Origin of the sequence: Methylobacterium phyllostachyos, from assembly GCF_900103445.1 — a bacterium.
Lineage (GTDB): Bacteria > Pseudomonadota > Alphaproteobacteria > Rhizobiales > Beijerinckiaceae > Methylobacterium > Methylobacterium phyllostachyos.
In genome coordinates, this window is record NZ_FNHS01000012.1 from 198,192 (window position 1) to 221,323 (window position 23,132).

The following is a 23,132-nucleotide window of genomic DNA, read 5'->3' on the forward strand; positions in this document are numbered from 1 at the left end:
GCCATGTCCGAACCCCTGCGCAGCTCTGAATCCTGGATGGGGGCCGCGATCGCGGCCGGGCTGTTCGCCCTGGCCACGGCACTCGCCGGGCATCTCGATCTCCCCCTGATCCTGTCAGGCCTCGGCGCCGTCTGCCTCGGCGGCTGGCTCGGGGGGCGGGGCCGCACCAGCCCGCCGCTGCGCCCGGCGGCTACGGCGCAGCGCCATGCGGTCGCCGAAGCGCTCCTGGCCCACGTGCCCGATCCCGTGATCCTGGTGGACCGGCGCACCCTGGTGATGGAGGCGAACCCCGCCGCCCGGGCCCTGCTGCCGGCCCTCCACCACGCCCGGCCCCTGTCCTTCGCGCTGCGCGACCCGGAGGTGCTCGACGGCATCGAGGCAGTGCTCAGTTCCGGCGTCCCGCGCCGCGTCGCTCTGTCGACCCGGGTGCCGCTGGAACGCACCTTCGAGGTGCAGATCGGCGCCTTGCCGATGCCGGACGGCTCGGGCGTCAACGCGCTTCTGTTCCTGCGCGATCTCACCTCGGCTCGCCGCCTGGAGGCGATGCGGGTCGATTTCGTGGCCAACGCGAGCCACGAGCTGCGCACGCCGCTCGCCACCCTGATCGGCTTCATCGAGACCCTCCAGGGCCCTGCCCGCGAGGACGCGCAGGCGCGTGAGCGGTTCCTGGAAATCATGCGCGTCCAGGCCCTGCGCATGACCCGGCTGATCGACGACCTTCTGTCGCTGTCGCGGATCGAGTTGCGCGAGCACGTGGCGCCGACCGCCGTGGTCGATCTCGGGGCGCTCGCCCGTCAGATGGTCGATGCGCAGGGCCCCCCGGCCGAGGCCAGGGGCGCCACCGTCCGGTTCGAGGACGGCGCCGGCCCTTACCGCGTCCCCGGCGATGCCGACGAACTGGCTCGTGTGATCGAGAACCTCATCGAGAACGCCGTGAAGTATGGCGGCGGCCGGATCAGTGTCGGGCTGGCCCGGGAGGACGATCCCCGGCTCGGCCGCCGGATCGTGCTATCGGTAACTGATGACGGACCAGGCATCCCGCCCGAGCACATCCCGCGGCTGACGGAGCGCTTCTACCGGGTGGATGTCGCGTCGAGTCGGGCACGCGGCGGCACCGGCCTGGGGCTCGCCATCGTCAAGCACAGCCTCAACCGCCACCGGGGTCGGCTCGCCATCGAGAGTACGGTGGGGCAGGGGACCGTCGTTCGGGTCAGCCTGCCTGAATACGGCGCGTCCGCCACGCGGCCGGCGGCCACCGATCAGGCCGGCGTGGCGTAGGGGCCGATGCCAAGCCCGATCTCGACCCGCTCGATCCAGGCCCGGATCGCGGGATAGTCCGCAAGGTCGAAACCGCCCTCGTGGGCCATCCGGGTGTAGGCCACGAGGGCGACGTCGGCGAGCGTCAGGGCGTCGCCCACCAGGAAGGCAGAGGGTCCGAGTGTCCGCTCCATCAGCCGCAGCGCGTCTCCACCCCGCTCGGCAAGCTTGGGGTCGAGATCGTCCGGCGACCGCTTGAGGTAGTGGAGCTGGTAGCGGCGGACCGCGATGTAGGGCTCGTGGCTGTACTGCTCCCAGAACATCCATTGCAGCATGCGCGCCCGGTCGAAGGGTGCCCGCGGGATCAGGGCCGAGCCCTCCGCCAGGCAGATGATGATGGCATTCGACTCCGACAGCACGGCGCCGTCGGCGAAGACCACGAGCGGCACCCGCCCTGCGGGATTGAGGGCCAGGAAGTCGGGCCTGCGCGTCCCGCCACCGGGGACGTCAACGTCCCGCCACGTCGCCGGGATGCCGAGATGCTCGGCTACCCATTTGACCTTCAGGCAATTGCCGGAGCCCGGATCGCCGTAGATCGTCAGCGGTTCGGCCATCGTCGTCCCTGATCTCCCGACCTGGACTGAGCTTGGCCGAAGGCGCCCGATCTCACAACCAGCGGCCGGGGAACGGAGCCGCTTCAGGAAAACTCCCGTGCAGGCTTCCCGGGGCGCACTCGGTTGTCGCTGCGCAGGCCAGGACAAGGGGTGCGCCCTTTCACGGCGCCGCCGTTTTCCGGACAGGTGGAGCAAGGGAAACCCGACTCGGGATCCGCTGCCAGGCTGAGCGGACCCAGCAGCTCAACTTCCAGCGAGCCCCTGGCCGACTGACCCGAGTCATCCCCATGTTGAGGACTATGAATACCGCGATCAGATCCTCCGGCTCGCCGAGTTCCAGGGCGCTGAACTTCCCCGTCGCCGGCATGTCCTGCGCCTCCTGCGTCGGGCGGGTCGAGCGGGCTCTGGCGGCGCTGCCGGGCGTCCGGGACGTGGCGGTCAACCTCGCCACCAACCGGGCCAGTCTGGTTCTCGACGGAGGCGCTGGCCCGGTCGAGGCTGCGGCGGCGCTGGCGGATGCGGGCTATCCGGTGCCCGAGGTCGAGAGCCTGCTGGTCATCGAAGGCCTGTCCTGCGCGAGCTGCGTCGGTCGGGTCGAGAAGGCGCTCGCCGCAGTGCCGGGTGTGACCGGCGCCAGCGTCAACCTCGCCACCGGGCGCGCCGCGATCCGCCATCCCGAGGGACTGGTGGCGATCCCCGATCTGGTGGCAGCCGTCGAGGAAGCGGGCTACGCGGCGCAGCCCCTCGACGCGGAAACGCGGAGCGATCCGGCCGCGCGCCGGGAGGAGGAGAGCCGGATCCTGCGCCGCGACCTGATCGCCGCCGCGCTGCTCTCCGCGCCCGTCGTGATCCTGGACATGGGCGGCCACCTCCTGCCCGGCCTGCATGGCGGACCCGTCACCGCCGGGGTCCAGGCCATCCTGGCGACCCTGGTCCTCGCCAGGCCCGGCCGCCGCTTCTTCCTGCGCGGGGTGCCGGGCCTGCTCCGCGGCCATCCGGACATGAACGCCCTCGTGGCCCTCGGGGCGGGGGCCGCCTATCTCTACTCCCTGGTCTCGACCCTGACCCCCGGGCTGCTGCCGGCGGGGACCGCGCATCTCTATTTCGAGGCGAGCGTGCTGATCGTCACGCTGATCCTGCTCGGCCGGACCCTGGAGGCCCGGGCCAAGGGCCGGACCGGGCAGGCCATCGCGGGGCTGATGGATCTCGCGCCGAAGACGGCTCGGGTGGTCCGCGACGATGCCGAAGAGGAAGTGCCGCTCGCCGCGCTCCGTCTCGGCGATGTGGTTCGGGTGCGCCCCGGCGAGCGCGTCGCCGCCGACGGCGTGGTGATCGCCGGCACGAGCCAGGTCGACGAGAGCATGGTGACCGGGGAGCCGGCCCCGGTCCGAAAGGTGCCGGGCGACCGGACGGTCGGCGGTACCGTCAACGGACGCGGCAGCCTGGACCTGAAGGTCGACGCCGTGGGCGCCGCCACCGTGCTCGCGCAGATCACCGCCCTGGTCGAGCGGGCGCAGGGCGGCAAGCTGCCGATCCAGGCGCTGGTCGATCGGATCACCGGACGTTTCGTGCCGGCGGTGATCGGCATTGCGACGTTGACCTTCCTGGGATGGCTGCTGCTGGGTCCGGCCCCCGCCCTGGGGACGGCTTTGGTCAACGCAGTGGCGGTGCTGATCATCGCCTGCCCCTGTGCGATGGGCCTCGCCACGCCGACCGCCATCATGGTGGGCACCGGCCGGGCGGCGGTACGGGGCGTGCTGTTCCGCGACGGAGCCGCCCTGCAGGGTCTGCGCGACGTGCGCGTCGTCGCCCTCGACAAGACCGGCACCCTGACGGAGGGGCGCCCCGAACTCACCGATCTGCTGACCGGGACTGGGATCTCCGACGACGCGGCGCTGGCGCTCGCGGCCGGTCTGGAGACCCGGTCCGAGCACCCGCTGGCCGGCGCCGTCGTGGCGGCGGCGCGCGGCCGGGGCCTTGTCGTGCCCGAGCCGGAGAGCTTCACGGCGGTGGAGGGGTTCGGCGTCTCCGGCCGGGTCGCCGGCCGGGCGGTGGCGCTCGGCGCGCCGCGCTACCTCGACCGCCTCGGCATCGCCCGGGACCCCGATCTTACCGTCCGGGCCGAGGGTCTGGCGGCCGAGGGCCGGAGCCCGATCCACCTCGTCCTCGACGGCCGTCACGCCGCGGTGCTCGCAGTGGCCGATCCGGTGAAGGGGGGCGCCCGCGCGGCGGTGGTGGCGCTGAAGGCGCGCGGGCTCGCGGTCGCGATGGTGACGGGCGACGACCCCGGCGCCGCCGCCGGCGTGGCGAAGAGCCTGGGCATCGATATCGTGGCGGCGGGTGTCCTGCCGGGCGGGAAGGTCGAGGCGGTGCAGCGCTTCCGGGCTGAGTACGGGCCGGTGGCCTTCGTCGGCGACGGCATCAACGATGCCCCGGCGCTCGCCGAGGCCGATGTCGGGCTCGCCATCGGCACCGGCACCGATATCGCCGTGGACAGTGCCGATGTGGTGCTGATGTCGGGCGCCCTGGGGGGCCTGGTCGACGCGCTAGTGCTCTCCCGGGCGGTCATGGCCAATATCCGGCAGAACCTGTTCTGGGCCTTCGCCTACAACGCCGCGCTGATCCCGGTCGCGGCGGGCGTCCTGGTGCCCTTCGGCGGGCCGGCCCTGTCACCGATCCTGGCGGCCGGCGCCATGGCGTTCTCCAGCGTCTTCGTCCTCGGCAACGCTCTACGGCTGCGCCGGGCTGGCGGTGCGGCGCCAACCCACGCGACAGCGTCCCCCCTGGAAGCGGCTTGAGGGCGAATCTCGTCGTGATTTGCGCGTCCGCCTCCCGGCGGACGCCGGAGGATAGGCGCGATCGGTATCGCCCCGGCTTGCGGCGGGGGCGTCGGCCTCCGGGGTCAGAGTGTCCTCAATCGTGCCGAACGCGCCAGACCTTGAGCGCCGAGCCGCCCGGCATGTCGCTGACCGGGGTGAGCCAGTCCGGTGACGGTTCGGTGCCGCGGGCGAGCTCGGTGGCGAAGGGCTCGGGCTTGCCCGCCTCGGCCCGGTCGAGGGCGGCGGTGCAAAGCATCAGATAGTCGGCGCCGCGTGCTCGGATCACGCGCCGCAGCGTTTCCTCGGAACCCTCCGAGGCCTCGATCGCGGCGCGCAGCCCGATGAGGTTGCGGTGATACGGTGCCGCCACGACCGCGTGATGCGTCATCAACAGGATGGCCGGCCCGAGATCGATGCTGCTGAGCACAAGCCCCGGCGGGAGGCGGTCGAGGGCCGCGTAGGCGGCGGGTGCGGTGCAGGTCTTCCAATTCGTGTCGGATGCGGTCTGCGCCCCAGCAGCGGCTGGCGCCAGCAGGCGCGTGGGCAGGTCGATGGCGATCGCCCAGACCTTGCCCAGCATCGTCATGGCCAGGAGGAACAGCGCCAGCCGGTGCAGGCTCGAACCGGGCGTGCGCAGCGACAGGATGGCGCGATCCAACGCGATCGCCCCCATCAGCGGCACGAAGGCGCCCGCGATGTACATGCCCCGCGCCTGACCGAGGGCGATCAGCGTGCCGGGCGCAATCAGTGCCGCCACCACCAGGAAAAAGCGGCGCCGCGCGGGCGCCGCCTCCCGGAGCGCCATCGCGACGGCGTAGAGGGTTGCCGCCACGAGCGGCACGATGTTGGAGAGCGCGATGTCGGGTTCGCTGCGCAGGATCTGCGGGAAGGCCCGCATCTCGTCCACCTGATCGAGCCACGAGGTCCGCACGAGGGTATCCATCCCGGCGAAGGGGCCGCCGAGGCAGGCGGGCGCGATCCGGACGAAGCCGGCGGCCATTGCGGCGCCGACGAGAGCCGTGAGGAGGCAGCGCCCGGTCCGTCCCACGCCGCGTCGGTCCGCCGCCAGGGCCGCCCCGCCGATGGCGGCAGCCCCCGCACCCAGGATCAGCCAGGGTGGGGACAGCGCGTCGCAGACCGGGACGCTCCAGAGGGCCGGGGCCGTCTGCAGGCCGAACAGCAGGAGGCTCGCGCCGCACAGGCCCGCCCCGTAGCCCGCGAGCGGGCCGGAGGCGCGCTCGCCGTGAAGCAGCCAGTCCGCGAGGACGAGGAGACCGGCCGCCGCGATCACCGGCACGGTCTCGAGCCCGATCGCCAGCGACAGGCCGGCGACGGCCCCGGCGAGGAGGCCGCACCACATCCGCCGGGCCGGATCCGCGAGGGCGAAGCCGATCGCCAGCACGGCGCAGAGCTGCGCGTTGTGGTGGTCGATCCGCCCGAAGCGGAAGACGTTCAAGAATACGGCGGTCTGGGGCGCCACGAACAGGACAAGCAGGGCCGCGCGCCATCCGAACAGGCGGCGGATCCAGAGGCCGGCCATTGCCCCGTAGAGGACGAACAGCAGGAACGGCCACAGCGCGGCTGCGGCGGCTTCCGCGGTTGCGCGGCCGAGCAGGGGCGTGAAGGCCAGGATGAGGCCCGCGATCGGAAGATCGATCAGGCGCGACCAGTGCGAGGCGATGCCGTCCGGGGGCAGCATCCGGTGCTGCACGCTGTCGAACCAGCCCTGGCCGGCCAGGAGGTCACGGACGCCGACGAGGCGCATCATGTCGTCGGTGTCGGGCAGGCGCAGCCCATCGAAGACCGGCGCGAGGTTGCGCGGGTCGTAGGGGCCGAACAGGGCAAGCAGGGCCAGCACCACGAGCAACGCCGGGCTGTCGAACGGTGAGCGTCCGGCCTCCGCGCGGCGGGGCGGCGTTCCGACAAGGCTGGTCATTCAGGGATCCCGGGCTCGGCGGCATCGTCGCACCCCGCGCTTACCGGGGTGTGAACCGGTCCCGGCGCCGGATGGGGCGCCTACGTCGCGGCGATGGAGGGACGCGTCCAGGGTGCGGTTCGGGCGCTTCCGCCCGGCAGCGGCGCGATGAGGCCACCGCTCTCCCAGCGCTCGACGCCGCCGTGGCGCGAGCAGGTGCCGCTGCGCGTGTGACTGAAGCTCCACGTGCCATCGCGGCATTTGGCCGAGGCACCCTCCGGCTTGGTGCCGTCGAGGGCCTTGGCCGGGCCGTGGACCTCGCAGCCGTCGCGCCGGCTGTTGTAGTGCTGGTGGCTTTCCAGCTTCGATTCGTCCGGCTGAAAGCAGGCACGCGCAAGCGCGGCATCCGCGGTCAGGAACGGGAGGCAAGTGGCCGCGAACAGCGCCGCCACTGCAAGGGCAGCCCGGGGCGTGATGCGCATCCCTGCGCCTCAATCCCGGAAGAAGCGGCCGGACACGTAGGGCCGCCCCCGCCTGTTGGTCCGCCATTCCGCGCGGGGATGGCAGTGCCGCGGGTGGCCGTGGCATCCCCGCGCGTTGAGCATCCCGGGCGTTGCCGAAACCGGCGCGGGGATGAGGACCAGCGGAGCTGCAATCGAGATGCAGAACAGAAGCGCGACCTTGCCCATGGATGCACCCTCAAGTTGAGGGCGGCGAAGCTATCGCACCTTGACCATAAGTCGAGTCTGTCTAAATGCGTAGCGCACAGGTTGAAGTCTGCGCCCGGCGGCGGCGGCCGGATGGAAGGACAGGGATTTTCGGCGCGTCAGGGCACCGGGCCGCCCAGCCTGAGCCGGCCAGTTCGCTCAACCCAAGCTGAACCGTTGACGCCGCCTCTGGCCCCGGCTTTGCTGGCGCATCCAGACCCGCAGGTGCCGAGAGCCCGATCCGATGCCCGTCCTCGAACGGATCCGAACCTTCGCCGATGCGATGCAGGCGTGGCGGCACGATCTGCACGCCCATCCCGAGCTGCTCTACGATGTCGAGCGGACAGCGGGTGTGGTCGCCGAGAAACTCCGGGCGTTCGGCTGCGACGAGGTCGTGACCGGCATCGGCCGGACCGGGGTCGTGGGCGTGATCCGCGGCAAGGGCCGCACCTCCAACCGCGCCATCGGCCTGCGCGCCGACATGGACGCGCTGCCGATCCAGGAGGTCCGCGATCTGCCCTACCGGTCAACCGTGCCGGGCAAGATGCACGCCTGCGGTCATGACGGGCACACCGCCATGCTGCTCGGGGCCGCAAAATACCTCGCCGAGACCCGCGATTTCGACGGCGCCGCCGTGCTGATCTTCCAGCCCGCCGAGGAGGGCGGCGGCGGTGGCGACGCGATGGTCGAGGACGGGTTGATGGAGCGGTTCGGCATCGAATCGGTCTACGGGATGCACAACATCCCCGGCATGAAGGTCGGCACCTTCGCGATCCGGCCGGGGCCGATCATGGCCTCCACCGACCGGTTCACCCTCACCATCGAGGGGCGCGGCGGCCACGCGGCCCTGCCGCAGAACGCCGTCGACAGCGTGCTGGTGGCAAGCCACGTCATCATCGCCCTGCAAAGCATCGTGGCGCGCAACCTCGATCCGCTGCAATCGGCTGTGGTGTCGGTCTGTGCGCTCGATGCCGGCGAGGCGTTCAACGTGCTGCCGCAGACCGTGACGATGCGGGGCACGATGCGGACCCTCTCCCAGCCGGTGCGGGCCCAGATCAAGGCGCGCATCGAGACTTTGGTGGCGGAGATCGCCGCGGGTTTCGGCGCCACGGGGGTGACTGCGTTCGGGGCAAGCTACCCAGTCACCGAGAACCACCCGGCCGAGACGGAGTTCATGGCCGATGTCGCCGCGGCGCTGGTCGGCGGGGAGAACGTCGACCGGGCGGTGGCGCCGATGATGACCGCGGAGGATTTCTCCTACATGCTCGGCCGCCGCCCCGGCGCCTACATGTTCATCGGCAACGGCGACAGTGCCTCGCTCCACCACCCGCATTACGACTTCAACGACGCCGCCGCGCCCTACGGAGCGTCCCTGTGGGCGCGCCTGATCGAGACGGGGCTGCCGCTGACAGCCTGAGCGCACCGTCGCTGGCCGAGGCCGTCCCGGTCTGGGCGCGGGTGGCGGCGCTCTCCTTCGGGGGCCCGGCCGGCCAAATCGCGGTGATGCACCGGATCCTCGTGGAGGAGCGGCGCTGGGTCTCGGAGCGGCGCTTCCTGCACGGGCTCGGCTTCTGCACGCTCCTGCCCGGCCCGGAGGCGCAGCAGCTCGCGACTTATATCGGCTGGCTGATGCACGGGCCTGCGGGCGGGCTCGTCGCGGGTGGTCTGTTCGTGCTGCCGGGGCTCCTCGCCCTGATGGGGCTGAGCTGGCTCTACGTGCTGTACGGCCATGTCGACGTGGTGGCCGGCCTGTTCTTCGGCCTGAAGGCTGCCGTGCTGGCGATCGTGCTTCAGGCGCTCTGGCGGCTCGGCGGGCGGGCGCTGCGCGACCGCACCGACCGGTTCATCGCACTCGCCGCCTTCGCGGCTTTGTTCGTGCTCGCCGTGCCGTTCCCGTTGGTGGTGATCGCGGCGGGGCTGCTGGGTCTCGCGCGCCGCAGGCCCGACGCGACCGCCGAGGATGCGGGGGCGGACGAGGCCGGCTTCCTCATCGGCGCCGCGATGTTGCCGCGGGAGCGGGATGGTGCTGCTGCTTCCCTGCGCATGGGGGCGCTCTGGCTCACGATCTGGCTCCTGCCGGTGGCGGCGCTTCTGCTCGTGCCCGGTATCCCGCCGGTCTTCGGGCAGGTGGCACTGTTCTTCTCCAAGATGGCGCTTGTCACCTTCGGGGGCGCCTACGCGGCGCTCGCCTACGTGGCACAGCAGGCGGTGGAGCATTACGGCTGGCTGAAGCCCGGCGAGATGCTCGACGGGCTCGGCCTCGCCGAGACGACGCCCGGCCCGCTGATCATGGTGCTGCAATTCGTGGGCTTCCTGGCGGGATTTCGGGCGCCCGGGGCACTGCCGCCGCTGCTCGCCGGGACGCTCGCCGGGCTGCTCACCACCTGGGTGACCTTCGTGCCCTGCTTCCTGTGGATCTTCGCCGGCGCGCCGCTCATCGGGCGCCTACGCGGCAGCCGGCGGCTGGCGGGGGCGCTCTCGGCCATCACCGCCGCGGTGGCGGGGGTGATCCTGAATCTCGCGGTCTGGTTCGGGCTGCGGACGCTGTTCCGGCAGGTCGAGACGGTGCCGCTGGGGCCACTCCGCCTCGATTGGCCGATGCCGGCGAGCCTCGACCCCGCGGCCCTGCTGCTGACGCTGGCGGCGATCCTCGCCGTGTTCCGCCTGGGTCTCGGCACGCTGCCCACCCTGGCGCTCTGCGCCGGGGCGGGGGTGTTATTGCGGCAGGCGGGCTTGGCCTAACTCTCCCGCTCAGCCGCCGTAGCGCGCCTTCAGGAGCGCGTAAGTGAGCCGCGCGGTCTGGACCTCGCCGCCCTCCGGCCGGCCGGGCTTAGTCGAAGGGTTCCAGCCGTAGAGGTCGAAATGGCCGTGCTCCTTCGTCTTCGGGGCGAAGCGGCGCAGGAACAGGGCCGCGGTGATCGCCCCCGCGAAGGGGCCGCCCGAGACGTTGTTGATGTCGGCCACCTTCGAATCGAGCAGGCTCGCATAGGGCGCGTGGAGCGGCATCCGCCAGACCGGATCGGCGGCACTCCGGCCGGCTTCCGCGACCGACGCCGCCAGACCCTCGTCCTCGGTGAAGAAGGCCGGCAGGTCCGGCCCGAGCGCCACCCGGGCCGCGCCGGTCAGCGTCGAATAGTCGAGGATTAGGTCGGGTGATTCCGCCTCGGCCAGCGCCAGCGCGTCGGCGAGGATCAGCCGGCCCTCTGCATCGGTGTTGCCGATCTCGACGCTGAGCCCGGCCCGGCTCGGCAGCACGTCGCCCGGCCGGAAGGCATTGCCCGAAATCGCGTTCTCCACCGCGGGGATCAGCACCCGCAGGCGGACCTTGAGCCCGGATCCCATCACCATGTCGGCGGCGGCCAGCGCCGCGGCGGCCCCGCCCATGTCCTTCTTCATCAGCAGCATCGCGGCCGACGGCTTGATGTCGAGCCCGCCCGTGTCGAAGGCGACGCCCTTGCCGACGAGGGTCACGCGTGGCGTGTCCTCCGGCCCCCAGGTCAGGTCGATTAGGCGCGGCGCCCGGGGCGAGGCGGCGCCGACCGCGTGGATCAGCGGATACTCCTTGGCCAGAACATCGCCCTGCGTGACCGCGATGGCCGCGCCGTGGCGTTCGGCGAGGGACCGGGCGGCGGCCTCGATCTCGGCCGGGCCCATGTCGTTGGCGGGCGTATTGATCAGGTCGCGGCCGAGCGCCACCGCGGCTGCGATCCGCTCGACCTCGCCGGCGTCGATGCCGGCCGGCGCCGCGAGCCGCGCCTTCGGGCCGTTCCCGGAGCGGTAGCGGCCGAAGCGGTAGCTGCCCATCAGCCACGCGAGGGCGGCCTCGGCGGGGTCGGGGGCGTGCTCAAGGCGGAAGCTGCCCTCCGGCAGCAGCCCCGGCAGCTTGCCGATGATCAGCCGGTCATAGGCCGCAGCCTCCGTGTCGCCGAGGCCGAACAAGACCCGGGCGAGGCTACCATCCGGGCCGGGCAGCAGGGTGAGGCTCCCAGCCTTCGGTTTGAAGCCGAGCGCCTCCGCGAAGCGCCGCTGGGCGGGATCGAGGGCGCCCTGGACATCACCCCAGGATCCGGTGGTGACCAGCGTCACCGGCACGGACTGCGCATCGGCGGGCAGGAGGGTGGGGGTCGTCGGCTGAGTGTCGGCCTGGGTCATGGGCCTCTTGCGCGCTGGAGGGCTTAACCGGTGGTTAGGGTTAACGCTCTATCACCGGCCGGCCGAAGGGGTGAAGCACAGGCCTGAGCCCTCGGCCCGCCCGGAGGCGCCGCGTACCATGATGACCGCCCTGATCCGGATCGCCCGCCCCGAGATTCTTGCCGGACGCCGCGTTGCGCTCGCAGCCTTGGTCGCGCTCGGGCTCGCCGGCTGCAACACCTCCGGCCCAGAGACGACAGGCTCGATCGGGGACCGCCCGGCCGCCGCGCGCCAGAACGTCGAAGCCCTGGCCGAGCGCTTCAACGCCAATCCCGAGGACGGCCGTGCGGCGGTCGCGTATGCGCGGGCTCTGCGGGCGAACGACCAGATCAGCCAAGCCTCGGCGGTGCTGCAGCAGGCGGCCCTGCGCAACCCGAAGGACACGTTCCTCCTCGGCGCCTACGGCAAGTCGCTGGTCGAGCTCGGCCGCTACCGCGAGGCGATCGACGTGCTCGCCAACGCCCATTCCCCGGCCGCGCCCGATTGGCGCATCCTGTCCGCGCAGGGCTCGGCCTCGGCGCAGCTCGGCGATCAGGCGCGTGCGCAGGGTTTCTACGAGGCCGCCCTCAAGATCCGGCCGAACGAGCCCTCGCTCCTGTCCAATCTGGGGCTGTCCTACGCGCTCTCGCGCAATCTCGATCAGGCTGAGCAGACCTTGCGGCTCGCCGCCGAGCAGCCGGGCGCCGATGCCCGGGTGCGGGCGAATCTCGCACTGGTGCTGGGTCTGAAGGGTCGCACCGCCGATGCCGAGGCGATTTTGCGCCGGGACATGAGCCCCGCGGAGGCCGCCGCCAACGTCGCGTCCCTACGCAAGGTCGCCGCCGAGCCGAATCGGCTGAAGGCGCTGTCGAAGGGCGGGGTGCCGGGGGAGGGGTAGGGCACCTGCTCAACGCGAATCCCTCCCCCCTCTGCGGGGGAGGGTGGCCCGCGAAGCGGGTCGGGAGAGGGGAGCGACGGCGCAGATATGAGCATCGCCCTTTCCGACGGTCGCGACTTCTTCTGAAGCTGGGTTTCCCCTCTCCCGACCCCTGCTGACGCAGGGGCCACCCTCCCCCGCAGAGGGCGGAGGGGGACGCGCGTGCAGGCCACGGCACGCATCCACCGACAGGAAAACGCACCTGTCATCGCGACCCGGTAGCGGCCAGATTCGAAAAGTTCTATATCCTCGCTTGGCTGCGCCGCGCGGCTCCACGGGCGTCCAAATCGCCCCCGCGCATCGTCTCCTGCCCGGGCACTCCCGGGGCGGCGCGCGCCCGTTGGGCGCTACACAGGCCGAACACAACTTCGTAGCGCAGGTCTTGCCTGTGCGTGTTCGACAACCGCAGCGAGGATAGAACCAGCCGTGCCCTCACTCGACAGCTTCAAGGCCCGCCAGACGCTCCAAGCCGGCGGCAAGACCTACACCTACTATTCCATCCCCGAGGCCGAGAAGAACGGCCTCGCCTCCGCGGCCGCGCTGCCGTTCTCGATGAAGGTGATCCTTGAGAACCTGCTGCGCTACGAGGACGACCGCTCGGTCAAGAAGGCCGATATCGAGGCCGCCGTCGGCTGGCTCGACCAGAAGGGCAAGGCCGAGGTCGAGATCGCGTTCCGCCCCTCGCGCGTCCTGATGCAGGACTTCACCGGTGTGCCGGCGGTGGTCGATCTCGCGGCGATGCGCGACGCCATGGTGGCGCTCGGCGGCGACCCGCAGAAGATCAACCCGCTGGTGCCGGTCGATCTCGTGATTGATCATTCGGTGATCGTCGATGAGTTCGGCACCCCGAAGGCGCTGGCCGACAACGTCGCCCTGGAATACGAGCGCAACGGCGAGCGCTACACCTTCCTGAAGTGGGGCCAATCGGCCTTCGACAACTTCTCCGTGGTGCCCCCGGGCACCGGTATCTGCCACCAGGTGAATCTGGAATACCTGTCGCAGACCGTCTGGACGAAGTCCGAGGGCGGCTCCGACGTGGCTTATCCGGATTCGCTGGTCGGCACCGATTCGCACACCACCATGGTCAACGGCATGGCGGTGCTGGGCTGGGGCGTCGGCGGCATCGAGGCCGAGGCAGCCATGCTCGGCCAGCCTCTCTCGATGCTGATCCCCGAAGTCGTGGGCTTCAAACTGTCGGGCAAGCTGCCTGAGGGCACCACCGCCACCGACCTCGTGCTCACCGTTACCCAGATGCTGCGCAAGAAGGGCGTGGTCGGCAAGTTCGTGGAGTTCTACGGCCCCGGCCTCGACGACATGGCGGTCGCCGACCGGGCCACGATCTCCAACATGGCGCCAGAGTACGGCGCAACCTGCGGCTTCTTCCCGGTCGATCAGAAGACCATCGACTTCCTCAAGGTCACCGGCCGCGCCGACGACCGGATCGCCCTGGTCGAGGCCTACGCCAAGGCACAGGGCATGTGGCGCGACGCCCAGACCCCCGACCCGGTCTTCACCGACACGCTGGAGCTCGACATGGGCGAGGTCCGGCCCTCGCTCGCCGGTCCGAAGCGCCCGCAGGACCGGGTGCTGCTCGACGGCGCCAAGACCGGCTTTGCCGCCTCGATGGAGAGCGAGTTCAAGAAGGCCGCCGACATCGCCCGCCGCTACCCCGTCGAGGGCACCAACTTCGACATCGGGCACGGTGACGTGGTGATCGCCGCGATCACGAGCTGCACCAACACGTCGAACCCCTCGGTGATGATCGGCGCCGGCTTGCTGGCCCGCAACGCCGTCGCCAAGGGCCTGCGCTCCAAGCCGTGGGTGAAGACCTCGCTCGCGCCTGGATCGCAGGTTGTCGGCGAGTACTTGGAGAAGTCGGGTCTGCAGGAGCCGCTCGACGCCCTCGGCTTCAACCTCGTGGGCTTCGGCTGCACCACCTGCATCGGCAATTCCGGGCCGCTGCCGGAGGCGATCTCCAAGGCGATCAACGACAACGACGTGGTCGCGGCGGCGGTGCTCTCGGGCAACCGCAACTTCGAGGGCCGCGTAAACCCCGACGTGCGGGCGAACTACCTCGCCTCGCCGCCGCTGGTCGTCGCCTACGCGCTCGCCGGCTCGATGCAGATCGATATCACCACCGAGCCGCTGGGCCAGGGCTCGGACGGCAAGCCCGTCTACCTGAAGGACATCTGGCCGTCCTCGGCCGAGGTGCAGCAGTTCATCGAGGAGAACATCACCTCGGCGCTGTTTAAGTCCCGCTACGCGGACGTGTTCGGCGGCGACCAGAACTGGAAGAACGTCGAGGTCACCGAGGCCGAGACCTTCGCGTGGAACCCGGGTTCCACCTACGTGCAGAACCCGCCCTACTTCGTCGGCATGGAGAAGACCCCGAAGCCGGTCGAGGACATCGCGGACGCCCGCATCCTCGGCCTGTTCCTCGACTCGATCACCACCGATCACATCTCGCCCGCGGGCAACATCCGCGCGGCCTCGCCGGCCGGCGCTTACCTGCAATCGCATCAGGTGCGCGTGCAGGACTTCAACCAGTACGGCACCCGGCGCGGCAACCACGAGGTGATGATGCGGGGCACCTTCGCCAACATCCGCATCAAGAACCAGATGGTGCGGGACGAGACCGGCAACGTGGTCGAGGGCGGGTGGACGCTGTTCCAGCCCTCGGGCGAGAAGATGTTCATCTACGACGCGGCGCAGAAATATGCCGAGCAGCACACGCCGCTCGTCATCTTCGCCGGCAAGGAATACGGCACCGGCTCGTCCCGCGATTGGGCCGCGAAGGGCACCAAGCTGCTCGGCGTCCGCGCCGTGGTGGCCGAGAGCTTTGAGCGCATCCACCGCTCGAACCTCGTCGGCATGGGCGTGGTACCGCTGGTCTTCCAGGGCGACACGTCGTGGCAGTCGCTGGGCCTGAAGGGTGACGAGACCGTCACCATCAAGGGGCTGGCCGGCGAGCTGAAGCCGCGTCAGACGCTCACCGCGGAGATCAAGTCCGCCGACGGATCGGTGAAGCAGGTCCCGCTGACCTGCCGCATCGATACGCTCGACGAGCTGGAATACTTCCGTAACGGCGGCATTCTGCCCTACGTGCTGCGCTCGCTCGCGGCCTGATCCTCCTGGGGCAGCCCTTGGGCCGCTCACACGACCGATGAGGCGGCGTCCCTGGGCGCCGCCTTATTTGTTTCACAGCGTGAGCGTTTCACTTGCGCGCAACCTTGTTTGGCGCGCGTGGCGCCCCATAATCCGGCTCCTGAAGCCAGGATGGGACACCGATGAAGCACCTCAGCAAGACGCTCGTGGCCGCCGGCCTGACGGCCCTTCTGTCGAGCGCCGCCTTTGCCGCGCAGGTCGAGCGCGTCCGCGGCACCGTCGACAAGGCCGACGGCAACATGGTCACGATCAAGACCGACGACGGTAAGTCCGAGACCGTCGACGTGAGCGGCGCCAAGTTCGCCTGGGTGGTCCCGTCGAGCCTCGACCAGATCAAGGACGGCGTCTTCATCGGCACTGCTACCAAGGGTGAGAACCCGATGACGGCTCTGGAAGTCGTGCTCTTCCCCGAGTCGATGCGTGGCACCGGCGAGGGCCATTACGGCTGGGATACCATCACCGACCAGACCGCGGGCGCCGGCGCCAAGGTCAAGAGCGCGATGACGAACGGCACCGTGAAGGCCGAATCGTCGAACGCCCCGAAGGTGAAGAGCGCCATGACCAACGGGACCGTTAAGGCCGACAAGGCGGCTTCCGGCGGTGAGCGCACCCTGACGGTGAGCTATGGCAAGGACGGCTCCAAGGAGATCGTTGTGCCGTCCTCGGCGCCGATCGTCGCTTTCCAGCCGGCCGACAAGGCGATCCTAACGCCGGGCTCCAAGGTCTTCGCGGTCGTGGCGAAGGACGGCAGCAAGGCCGAGGGTAAGCTGGTGGCGGTCGGCAAGGATGGCCTGACCCCGCCCATGTAAGACGATACGGCCCGCGCGACGGAGTCCGTCGGCGGGCCGCGCATTCCAAAGGGTGCCCGGCGAGCGCGCCGGGCATTCGCGTATCAGCCCTTCAGGGCTACCGAAAAGTCCGCCTCGGTCTTCGACCGGATCTCATCCTCGGTGACGCCGTCGGCGAGCTCGATGAGCGTCATGCCGCCGTCGCCCTTCTTGTCGATCTCGAACACGCCGAGATCGGTGATCACGAGATCGACCACCCGTGTGCCGGTGAGCGGCAGGTCGCAGGCCTTGAGCAGCTTCGGGCTCTCGGTGCCGTCCTTGTTCTTGGCGACGTGCTCCATCACCACGACGACGCGCTTCACGCCCGCCACGAGGTCCATGGCGCCGCCCATCCCCTTCACCATCTTGCCGGGGATCATCCAATTGGCGAGGTCACCGTTGCCGGCGACCTGCATCGCGCCGAGGATCGACAGGTTGATGTGCCCGCCCCGGATCATCCCGAAGGAATCGGCTGAAGAGAAGTAGCTCGTCGTCGGCAGCGCGGTGATCGTCTGCTTGCCGGCGTTGATCAGATCGGGATCCTCGTCGCCCTCGTACGGGAAGGGCCCCATCCCGAGCATGCCGTTCTCCGACTGGAGCTGCACCGACATGCCCTCGGGGATGTAGTTCGACACCAGCGTCGGGATGCCGATGCCGAGGTTCACGTAGAAGCCGTCTTCCAGCTCCTTGGCGGCGCGCGCCGCCATCTGCTCGCGGGTCCAGGCCATATCGTTCGCTCCCTTCCCGTCCGATCAGTGCGTGCCGCCGCCGGCCGCTGCGGCCGGGGTGCTGTCGCCGCGCTTGCGCGTGGTGCGCTGCTCGATGCGCTTGTCGCGCACGCCCACGTCGATGATCCGCTTCACGAAGATGCCGGGGGTGTGGATCGTGTCCGGGTCGATCTCGCCCGGCTTCACGAGGTGCTCGACCTGCGCCACCGTCATCTTGGCGGCGGTCGCCATCATCGGGTTGAAGTTGCGCGCGGTCATCCGGTAGCGGAGGTTGCCCTCGGTGTCGCCGGTATGGGCGTGGACCAGGGCGAGGTCGGCGAACAGGCCGCGCTCCATCACGTATTGCTCGCCGTCGAACTCCCGCACCTCCTTGCCCTCGGCGACTTTGGTGCCGACGCCGGTCTTGGTGAAGAAGGCCGGGATGCCGGCGCCGCCGGCGCGGATCCGCTCGGCCAGCGTCCCCTGCGGGTTGAATTCGATCTCCAGCTCGCCGCCGAGGTACTGGCGGGCGAATTCCTTGTTCTCGCCGACATAGGACGAGATCATCTTGGCGACCTGCCGCGTGTCGAGGAGCTTGCCGAGGCCGACGCCGTCGATGCCGGCATTGTTCGATACGACTGTAAGGCCCTTGACGCCCGAGAGACGGACCGCCTCGATCAGCTCGTCCGGGATGCCGCATAGGCCGAAGCCGCCGCACATGATCATCATGTCGTCGTGCAGGAGGCCGGCGAGCGCCGCAGCGGCATCCGTGTAGACCTTCTTCATCGAACCGTCCTTTCCCCGCCGGCCGCAACCGGCCGCACTCGGGCCACGCCCCCGAAACGCGCGTTTCCTCGACGTCTGCTGTTCCCGATTCCGGACATGAAATCCAGTGCTGCGCCGCCTCGCCCCGTGCGGTCCGGGTCGATCCGTCACCGCTCCGTCGGGACAGGCTTGGGGGCGGGGTGGGTCCGGACGGAAGGACAGCAGACAAATCCCGCTCTGGGCGCTACAAGGTCACCGGCTTGCAGACCCTGCCGGGCCGCGACGGCTTGAGGGGGCCTGGCGCGGCACCCAGCTTCAGCCGCCGTCTCGTCCGGAGCATGATGTCGCTGCGCCGCTCGATCCTCCTCTTCGGCCCCACGGCCGTGATCGCCCTCGGGCTCGGCCTTCACGATTGGCCGGTGGATGGCGGCCGGGCGACGTCCTTCGCCAACCGTGCCCTGGACGCTTATGGTCTCGCCCTGTCGGTTCAAGGGCCGGCAAGCCTGACATTGCTGCCTACGCCCCGCCTTACCCTCGATCGCGTGCGGGCCAGGTCGGCGGCGGACGGCCCGGCCCTGGTGGACGAGGCGCGGCTCGTCATCGACCTCGACCTCTTCGGTCTCCTCGCCGGACGTGCGGAGGTCGGTGGCCTGCGCCTCGCGGGCGGGCGCCTCTCGGCGAACGTCGCCGACTGGCGCGGCCCCTTCGCACGCCTAGCCGAACGGGTCCGGTCCGGCGCGACCGCCTGGCCGAGACGGATAACGGTCAGCGGGGCGCAAACCGCCCAGGATAGCGCGGCCCGGGATATCGACCTGGATCTGGCAAGGCCGTTCTGGGGCGCCTCGGCCGAGGGCGGCGCCCGTCTGATATGGCGGGGGGTGCCGACGCGGATCACGCTCGCGCATCTGCGCCCGACCGATCTCGCCCTCGGCCGGCGCAGCCCGTTCACCGCAGAGGCGACGTGGCCGGGCGGCAGCGTAGCGATCGATGGCACCGTAGAGACCGCCGGGTCGGGGGCTACCCTACCCGTTCTGGCCGGTCAGATGCGCGTCGAGACCCGCTCGCTGCCGGAAAGTCTGTCGTGGATCGGGTCGGAAGCGCCGCTCGCGCCGTTGGCCGGGGCCTTCTCGGTCGCCGGCTCGTTCGAGACGGCGGACCGGTCCATCTCCTGGCCGCGCCTGCGTATCGGAATCGGTCAGAACGTGCTGGAGGGCGCGGGGGCCGTCACCCTGGGGCCCGGCGATGCGCCCCGTATGTCGGCTCAAGCGACGCTGGCGGCCGACACGCTCGATCTCGCGCCCCTGGTCGGCGACGCGGCGCGGCTGTTCGGGGGCGATCCCCAGCCGCTGGCGCTGGCACCCTTTACCCGGGGTGACCTCGACCTGCGTCTGTCGGCCACGACGGGTCGTATCGGCCCGGTCGCGCTGCAGGATCTGGCGGCGAGCATCCTGGTCCGGGATGGCGGCCTGGAGATCGCGGTGAACCGGGCGCGGGTAGAGGACGGCACCGTCAAGGCCCGCGTGACCCTGGGCTGCCGGGAGGGCGATCCGGACGAGACCGAGATGCGCCTGCAGGGAAGCCTCGACCGGGTGGATCTCGGCAGCCTGCTGGGCGAGTTCGGGGGCGCACGCTGGCTGGTTGGGCCGGTGCAGGGGCAGTTCGCCCTGGAATCGAGTGCCCGCGACAGCGCCGGCCTTATCGCGCATCTCGGCGGCCGGGCGGCGCTCACCGTCGCGGGTGGCGCGATCACGGGGCTCGACCTCGTCGATGTCGTCCACCGCAACGGCGCGGTGGCGCCCGGGGCGCTCGCCCGCCGTAACGGCCGGACGGCCATCGAGCGCGCTGCCGTCGTCCTGCGCTTCGCCGATGGGATCGGTGAGATCACCGAGGCCGGGCTGCTCGGGCCGGGCGTCGGCGCGGCCGTGCGCGGGCGGGTCTCCGTTTCCGAGCGGCGGCTCGATCTCCGGGGAGATCTGGCCCTGCGCAGCCCCGCCGACGCGCCGCGGGGCCTCCTGTTCGAGGTTTCCGGTCCCTGGAGCGCCCCAACCATCCAAACCGCCACGCATGTCGAGGCGCCCGAGCCGGTCGTCCGTGACGGGGAGGCGGCGTCGCACGAGGCGTTCGGGTTGCCCGCTGCGCAGGGACTGCCCATGAACGCCCGCGCCTACGCGCCTTGATCCCGCCGGACCTGTCGCGTCGCCACGATGGCGCCTTGGCCGGCCAAGCTTTAAGGTCGGGTCTCGAAACCCACACTTGAGTGCCATGCGTCGCCTGCTCGTCGAGGAACCCGTTACCCGCGCGGGGCCGTTGGCCCAGCGGCTCGCGCTGTTCGCCGTAATCGCCACCGGGATTGCCCTGATCCTGGTCCGGGATCCGCGCGCCGACACCGGCGCCGCGCTCAGTGCCCTCGTGGCGGGTCTCGCCGTCGCGCTGGCGGCGGCGGCCGCGGCGGTCTACGCCTTCGTGCAGGTCTGGCGCGAGGGTGCGCGCGGCCTCGGGGCCGCGTTGGGCGGCCTGATCCTGGCAATGATGGTCCTGGGCTACCCGGCCTATCTGGGGCTGCGCGGCCTGTGGCTGCCGCCTCTGTCCGACATCTCCACCGACATCGACAATCCGCCTGCCTTCTCCCGGTCGCGCGCGGCCTTCGCGGCGCGCGGCGGCCGCTATCCGCCCGATCCTGGCACCGCGCTTCGGGAGCGCCAGCGCGGCGCCTACCCGCAGATCGCCCCGTTGACCCTCGATATCGGCGCCGACGAAGCCTTCGAGCTCGCTCGGCAGGCCGCCCTCAAGCGTCACTGGCAGATCGTCGAGGCGATCCGGCCGGGCGGGCGGACCGGCAACGGTCGGATCGAGGCGGTGGCGCGGGGGCTCATCCTCAACTTGCCCAACGACGTGACCGTGCGCATCCGGCCCCGCGCCGACGGGGCGCGGATCGATGTGCGCTCGGCCTCTCGCCTCGGGGGGCGCGACTTCGGCAGCAACGCCGATCGGATCCGCACCTATCTCGACGATGTCGCCAACCTCGCGCTGGCGATGAAGTAAGCCGCGCCGCCGGGATTCAAGCCGGGGCGTAAGCGCCGTCGAGCCGCGGCGGGCCTTCGGTGGTCACGAGTCCGCGCCCGACGAGATCTTCCAAATGGGCGAAGACCGACAGGGCTGCCGCACCGCGCAGGCGCGGATCAAGCCCCTGGTAGATCGCTGCCACGATCTGGGCGATGTCGGTGTCGCCGCCGGCCAAGCGGGTGCGGATCGCTGCCTCGCGCTGACGGCGGTGGCCCGCCAGGCCACGGAGGAACCGCGCTGGCTCGCGCACCGGGCCGCCGTGCCCCGGCCAGTAGGTTCGCTCGTCACGTTTCCGCAGCTTGTCCAGGGACGCCATGTAGGCCTGCATCGCGCCGTCCGGTGGCGCCACGATGGTGGTCGACCACGCCATGACATGGTCGCCCGAGAACAGGGTCTGCCCCTCCGGCAGCGCGAAAGCGAGGTGGTTCATCGTGTGGCCGGGCGTCTCCACCGCCACGAGTGTCCAGCCCGGGCCGGAAACCGTGTCGCCCTCCACCATCACCCGGTCGGGGGCATGGGCCCCGTCGGCGCTGGCATCAAGCCGCGGAGCCTCCCCCTCGGCGAGCGCCCGCGCCGTCCGGTGAGGGCCGCAGCCCACGATCGGGGCGCCGGTGCGTGCCGCCAGGAGCCGCGCACCCGGCGAATGGTCGCGGTGCGTATGGGTGACCACAATCGCTTCCACGTGCTCTCCGGAGAGGTCCGCGATCAGAGCGTCGATATGCGCGGAGTCATCCGGACCGGGATCGAGGATCGCGACCCGGCCCGATCCGATCACGTAGGTGCAGGTCCCACTTGCCGTGAATGGACCGCCGTTCGGCGCGATCCGGCGCCGGACCAGCGGTGCGACCGTCTCCAACCGCCCGGGTTGGGGCATCGATGGGTCGAGGGTCAGGCTACTCGCGTCCGTATCTGACATCGCCGCCCCGCTCCGATGGTCGGCGGTCTTTGAACCGCCGCGGGAAGCGTTGCAACATCGGCCGCCCCGGTGGAGCGAAGCCCTGGTCTCGTATCACGACGGGATAGCACCCAACCGGCATACGGAGCGGGATCGCGCCGTGCCGATCGAATCCACCTCTCTTTTCAAGTCGCCGCCGCCTCGGGAGGAGACGCCACGATCGATCAGCCGAGGCGGTTCGGCCGGCGGTCACGCACGCGGATCGGCACGGGAACCGGCACGGGGCCTGGGACAGCTACGAGCCCGAGCGCAGCGGCGCGCAGGGCATTGCCGGCGGCCTCAACCACCCGGGCCCGAAGGGCGGCCGCCTTCGCACGAACGGCATTCTTGGCAGATTGCAGCATCACGGATCCCGAATCGAACCTGAGGACCTAACTTCGAACGCTACCGACCCCGTCCCGTTCCGTCCCATCTTGCCGCGCCCGGATCCCATCACCGGACATGCACATCGGACTTTGCCATATGGGCGGAACCGGAGCAAAACCTTGGCGTTTTCGTGTTCAGAACGACGCGGCCCGCCCGCGTTGATACTTTCGAAGGATACGAACGATGCTCGGTTGGGCCGTAACTTTTCTCGTCGTCGCCCTCGTTGCCGCGCTGCTCGGCTTCGGTGGCATTGCCGGCACGGCAATGGAAGCTGCCAAGCTGGTGTTCTTCGTCGCGATTGTTCTGTTCGCGATCTCGGCCGTCGTCGGCCTGATGCGCGGCCGTTCGCCCACCCTCTGACGCGCTGACATAGAGGCCAGCCCCTGGCCGGGGCTGGTCACCACAGACTAAAGAAGCCGTCGCCCCGCGCGACGGCTTTCTGTTGTCTGAGGAAAGACAAGGCAAATCTGCGCGGTACAGGGGTCAGACCTTCCCGTGGTCTGCGCTGTCGAGCTTTGCGATCAGTTCAGCAAAGCGATCGGGCACCGGCTGCTGCGTAACGTTATCGTACATCTCGCGCAGCTGGGTCGCGAGGCGATTCCGGGTTTGCTCGCTGAGGCCGCCGCGCGGCACCGGTCGGCCAGCGGCCGGGAGCGGCTGATGCCCAGGTTGCTCTGCGGTGCTGTCCTGATTGTGCGAAAGGTGATCCGAAGCAGTGCTTGCACGCGTTTCACGCGCGCGAAGACCTGCCTCCTTCCCCTGGTCAACCATTCACACGCCCCTTATTGCCGAACTTGGCCCGGCCGCATTGTGCTGCAGCTCGACATACGCCATGGCTGCAGCTGCAACGTCTGCCCGCTGGGAT

The 23,132-nt window shown here is 70.5% G+C and carries 19 protein-coding genes; 10 read left to right on the top strand and 9 right to left on the bottom strand.

Going from position 1 to position 23,132, the window contains the following annotated elements:
- Positions 1-3: 3 nt before the first annotated feature.
- The gene (locus tag BLQ49_RS19930; protein ID WP_091718841.1) at positions 4-1,278 is read left to right on the top strand and encodes an ATP-binding protein; all 1,275 of its coding nucleotides are present in this window, start codon (positions 4-6) and stop codon (positions 1,276-1,278) included.
- On the opposite strand, the gene BLQ49_RS19935 is transcribed toward BLQ49_RS19930, so the two are convergent.
- Positions 1,260-1,871: a glutathione S-transferase family protein gene (locus tag BLQ49_RS19935; protein ID WP_091718843.1), complete on the bottom strand. Its 612-nt coding sequence runs from the start codon at positions 1,869-1,871 to the stop codon at positions 1,260-1,262. The genes BLQ49_RS19930 and BLQ49_RS19935 overlap by 19 nt on opposite strands.
- Positions 1,872-2,170: 299 nt before the next feature.
- On the opposite strand from BLQ49_RS19935, the gene BLQ49_RS19940 reads away from it, so the two are divergent.
- A complete protein-coding gene (locus BLQ49_RS19940; RefSeq protein ID WP_091718845.1) occupies positions 2,171-4,669 on the top strand; it encodes a heavy metal translocating P-type ATPase in 2,499 nt (832 codons plus the stop codon).
- Between the two features lie 115 nt (positions 4,670-4,784).
- Here BLQ49_RS19940 and BLQ49_RS19945 read toward each other — a convergent pair whose 3' ends face one another.
- Entirely contained in the window at positions 4,785-6,626 is a 1,842-nt protein-coding gene (locus BLQ49_RS19945; RefSeq protein ID WP_091718847.1) for a hypothetical protein, read from the bottom strand.
- 80 nt (positions 6,627-6,706) lie between these two features.
- Positions 6,707-7,087: a DUF3761 domain-containing protein gene (locus tag BLQ49_RS19950; RefSeq protein ID WP_091718849.1), complete on the bottom strand. Its 381-nt coding sequence runs from the start codon at positions 7,085-7,087 to the stop codon at positions 6,707-6,709.
- A gap of 469 nt (positions 7,088-7,556) precedes the next feature.
- On the opposite strand from BLQ49_RS19950, the gene BLQ49_RS19960 reads away from it, so the two are divergent.
- Both BLQ49_RS19960 and chrA read left to right on the top strand, forming a co-directional pair.
- Positions 7,557-8,729 carry a M20 aminoacylase family protein gene (locus BLQ49_RS19960; RefSeq protein WP_091718853.1) on the top strand — a complete coding sequence of 391 codons (1,173 nt, stop codon included), beginning with the start codon at positions 7,557-7,559 and terminating at the stop codon, positions 8,727-8,729.
- Positions 8,687-10,054: a chromate efflux transporter gene (gene chrA / locus BLQ49_RS19965; RefSeq protein WP_091718855.1), complete on the top strand. Its 1,368-nt coding sequence runs from the start codon at positions 8,687-8,689 to the stop codon at positions 10,052-10,054. Before BLQ49_RS19960 ends, chrA begins: the two co-directional genes overlap by 43 nt.
- Before the next feature lie 9 nt (positions 10,055-10,063).
- Here the strand turns inward: chrA and BLQ49_RS19970 are convergent, their stop codons facing one another.
- Entirely contained in the window at positions 10,064-11,464 is a 1,401-nt protein-coding gene (locus BLQ49_RS19970; RefSeq protein WP_091718857.1) for a leucyl aminopeptidase family protein, read from the bottom strand.
- Between the two features lie 118 nt (positions 11,465-11,582).
- Between BLQ49_RS19970 and BLQ49_RS19975 the strand changes: the two genes are divergently transcribed.
- From BLQ49_RS19975 to BLQ49_RS19985, 3 genes are all read left to right on the top strand, one after another.
- Entirely contained in the window at positions 11,583-12,380 is a 798-nt protein-coding gene (locus BLQ49_RS19975; protein WP_425284017.1) for a CDC27 family protein, read from the top strand.
- Between the two features lie 465 nt (positions 12,381-12,845).
- On the top strand, positions 12,846-15,545 hold the full coding sequence (gene acnA / locus BLQ49_RS19980; protein WP_091718859.1) for an aconitate hydratase AcnA: 2,700 nt from the start codon (positions 12,846-12,848) through the stop codon (positions 15,543-15,545).
- 161 nt (positions 15,546-15,706) lie between these two features.
- Positions 15,707-16,393: a metal ABC transporter permease gene (locus tag BLQ49_RS19985; RefSeq protein WP_091718862.1), complete on the top strand. Its 687-nt coding sequence runs from the start codon at positions 15,707-15,709 to the stop codon at positions 16,391-16,393.
- An 83-nt stretch (positions 16,394-16,476) separates the two neighbouring features.
- Here the strand turns inward: BLQ49_RS19985 and BLQ49_RS19990 are convergent, their stop codons facing one another.
- Both BLQ49_RS19990 and BLQ49_RS19995 read right to left on the bottom strand, forming a co-directional pair.
- Positions 16,477-17,139, bottom strand: a complete 663-nt coding sequence (locus BLQ49_RS19990) for a 3-oxoacid CoA-transferase subunit B (protein ID WP_091718865.1) — start codon at positions 17,137-17,139, stop codon at positions 16,477-16,479.
- A 24-nt stretch (positions 17,140-17,163) separates the two neighbouring features.
- Positions 17,164-17,904: a CoA transferase subunit A gene (locus BLQ49_RS19995; RefSeq protein ID WP_091718867.1), complete on the bottom strand. Its 741-nt coding sequence runs from the start codon at positions 17,902-17,904 to the stop codon at positions 17,164-17,166.
- A gap of 320 nt (positions 17,905-18,224) precedes the next feature.
- On the opposite strand from BLQ49_RS19995, the gene BLQ49_RS20000 reads away from it, so the two are divergent.
- Positions 18,225-20,060: an AsmA family protein gene (locus tag BLQ49_RS20000; protein ID WP_091718932.1), complete on the top strand. Its 1,836-nt coding sequence runs from the start codon at positions 18,225-18,227 to the stop codon at positions 20,058-20,060.
- 85 nt (positions 20,061-20,145) lie between these two features.
- The gene (locus tag BLQ49_RS20005; protein WP_091718869.1) at positions 20,146-20,925 is read left to right on the top strand and encodes a DUF1499 domain-containing protein; all 780 of its coding nucleotides are present in this window, start codon (positions 20,146-20,148) and stop codon (positions 20,923-20,925) included.
- A gap of 16 nt (positions 20,926-20,941) precedes the next feature.
- On the opposite strand, the gene BLQ49_RS20010 is transcribed toward BLQ49_RS20005, so the two are convergent.
- Both BLQ49_RS20010 and BLQ49_RS20015 read right to left on the bottom strand, forming a co-directional pair.
- A complete protein-coding gene (locus tag BLQ49_RS20010) occupies positions 20,942-21,862 on the bottom strand; it encodes an MBL fold metallo-hydrolase (protein ID WP_091718870.1) in 921 nt (306 codons plus the stop codon).
- Positions 21,863-22,065: 203 nt separating this feature from the next.
- Positions 22,066-22,245 carry a hypothetical protein gene (locus tag BLQ49_RS20015; RefSeq protein WP_091718872.1) on the bottom strand — a complete coding sequence of 60 codons (180 nt, stop codon included), beginning with the start codon at positions 22,243-22,245 and terminating at the stop codon, positions 22,066-22,068.
- 205 nt (positions 22,246-22,450) lie between these two features.
- On the opposite strand from BLQ49_RS20015, the gene BLQ49_RS20020 reads away from it, so the two are divergent.
- A complete protein-coding gene (locus BLQ49_RS20020) occupies positions 22,451-22,627 on the top strand; it encodes a DUF1328 domain-containing protein (RefSeq protein ID WP_007568853.1) in 177 nt (58 codons plus the stop codon).
- 123 nt (positions 22,628-22,750) lie between these two features.
- Here BLQ49_RS20020 and BLQ49_RS30650 read toward each other — a convergent pair whose 3' ends face one another.
- Positions 22,751-23,038: a NepR family anti-sigma factor gene (locus BLQ49_RS30650; protein WP_091718874.1), complete on the bottom strand. Its 288-nt coding sequence runs from the start codon at positions 23,036-23,038 to the stop codon at positions 22,751-22,753.
- Between the last annotated feature and the right edge of the window lie 94 nt (positions 23,039-23,132).

Excerpts from the sequence above, each read along its gene's own strand:
- BLQ49_RS19930 (WP_091718841.1), top strand. The coding sequence starts at position 4 with ATGTCCGAACCCCTGCGCAGCTCTGAATCCTGGATGGGGGCCGCGATC.
- BLQ49_RS19935 (WP_091718843.1), bottom strand. The coding sequence starts at position 1,871 with ATGGCCGAACCGCTGACGATCTACGGCGATCCGGGCTCCGGCAATTGC.
- BLQ49_RS19940 (WP_091718845.1), top strand. The coding sequence starts at position 2,171 with ATGAATACCGCGATCAGATCCTCCGGCTCGCCGAGTTCCAGGGCGCTG.
- BLQ49_RS19945 (WP_091718847.1), bottom strand. The coding sequence starts at position 6,626 with ATGACCAGCCTTGTCGGAACGCCGCCCCGCCGCGCGGAGGCCGGACGC.
- BLQ49_RS19950 (WP_091718849.1), bottom strand. The coding sequence starts at position 7,087 with ATGCGCATCACGCCCCGGGCTGCCCTTGCAGTGGCGGCGCTGTTCGCG.
- BLQ49_RS19960 (WP_091718853.1), top strand. The coding sequence starts at position 7,557 with ATGCCCGTCCTCGAACGGATCCGAACCTTCGCCGATGCGATGCAGGCG.
- BLQ49_RS19970 (WP_091718857.1), bottom strand. The coding sequence starts at position 11,464 with ATGACCCAGGCCGACACTCAGCCGACGACCCCCACCCTCCTGCCCGCC.
- BLQ49_RS19975 (WP_425284017.1), top strand. The coding sequence starts at position 11,583 with ATGATGACCGCCCTGATCCGGATCGCCCGCCCCGAGATTCTTGCCGGA.
- BLQ49_RS19985 (WP_091718862.1), top strand. The coding sequence starts at position 15,707 with ATGAAGCACCTCAGCAAGACGCTCGTGGCCGCCGGCCTGACGGCCCTT.
- BLQ49_RS19990 (WP_091718865.1), bottom strand. The coding sequence starts at position 17,139 with ATGGCCTGGACCCGCGAGCAGATGGCGGCGCGCGCCGCCAAGGAGCTG.
- BLQ49_RS19995 (WP_091718867.1), bottom strand. The coding sequence starts at position 17,904 with ATGAAGAAGGTCTACACGGATGCCGCTGCGGCGCTCGCCGGCCTCCTG.
- BLQ49_RS20000 (WP_091718932.1), top strand. The coding sequence starts at position 18,225 with ATGTCGCTGCGCCGCTCGATCCTCCTCTTCGGCCCCACGGCCGTGATC.
- BLQ49_RS20005 (WP_091718869.1), top strand. The coding sequence starts at position 20,146 with ATGCGTCGCCTGCTCGTCGAGGAACCCGTTACCCGCGCGGGGCCGTTG.
- BLQ49_RS20010 (WP_091718870.1), bottom strand. The coding sequence starts at position 21,862 with ATGTCAGATACGGACGCGAGTAGCCTGACCCTCGACCCATCGATGCCC.
- BLQ49_RS20015 (WP_091718872.1), bottom strand. The coding sequence starts at position 22,245 with ATGCTGCAATCTGCCAAGAATGCCGTTCGTGCGAAGGCGGCCGCCCTT.
- BLQ49_RS20020 (WP_007568853.1), top strand. The coding sequence starts at position 22,451 with ATGCTCGGTTGGGCCGTAACTTTTCTCGTCGTCGCCCTCGTTGCCGCG.
- BLQ49_RS30650 (WP_091718874.1), bottom strand. The coding sequence starts at position 23,038 with ATGGTTGACCAGGGGAAGGAGGCAGGTCTTCGCGCGCGTGAAACGCGT.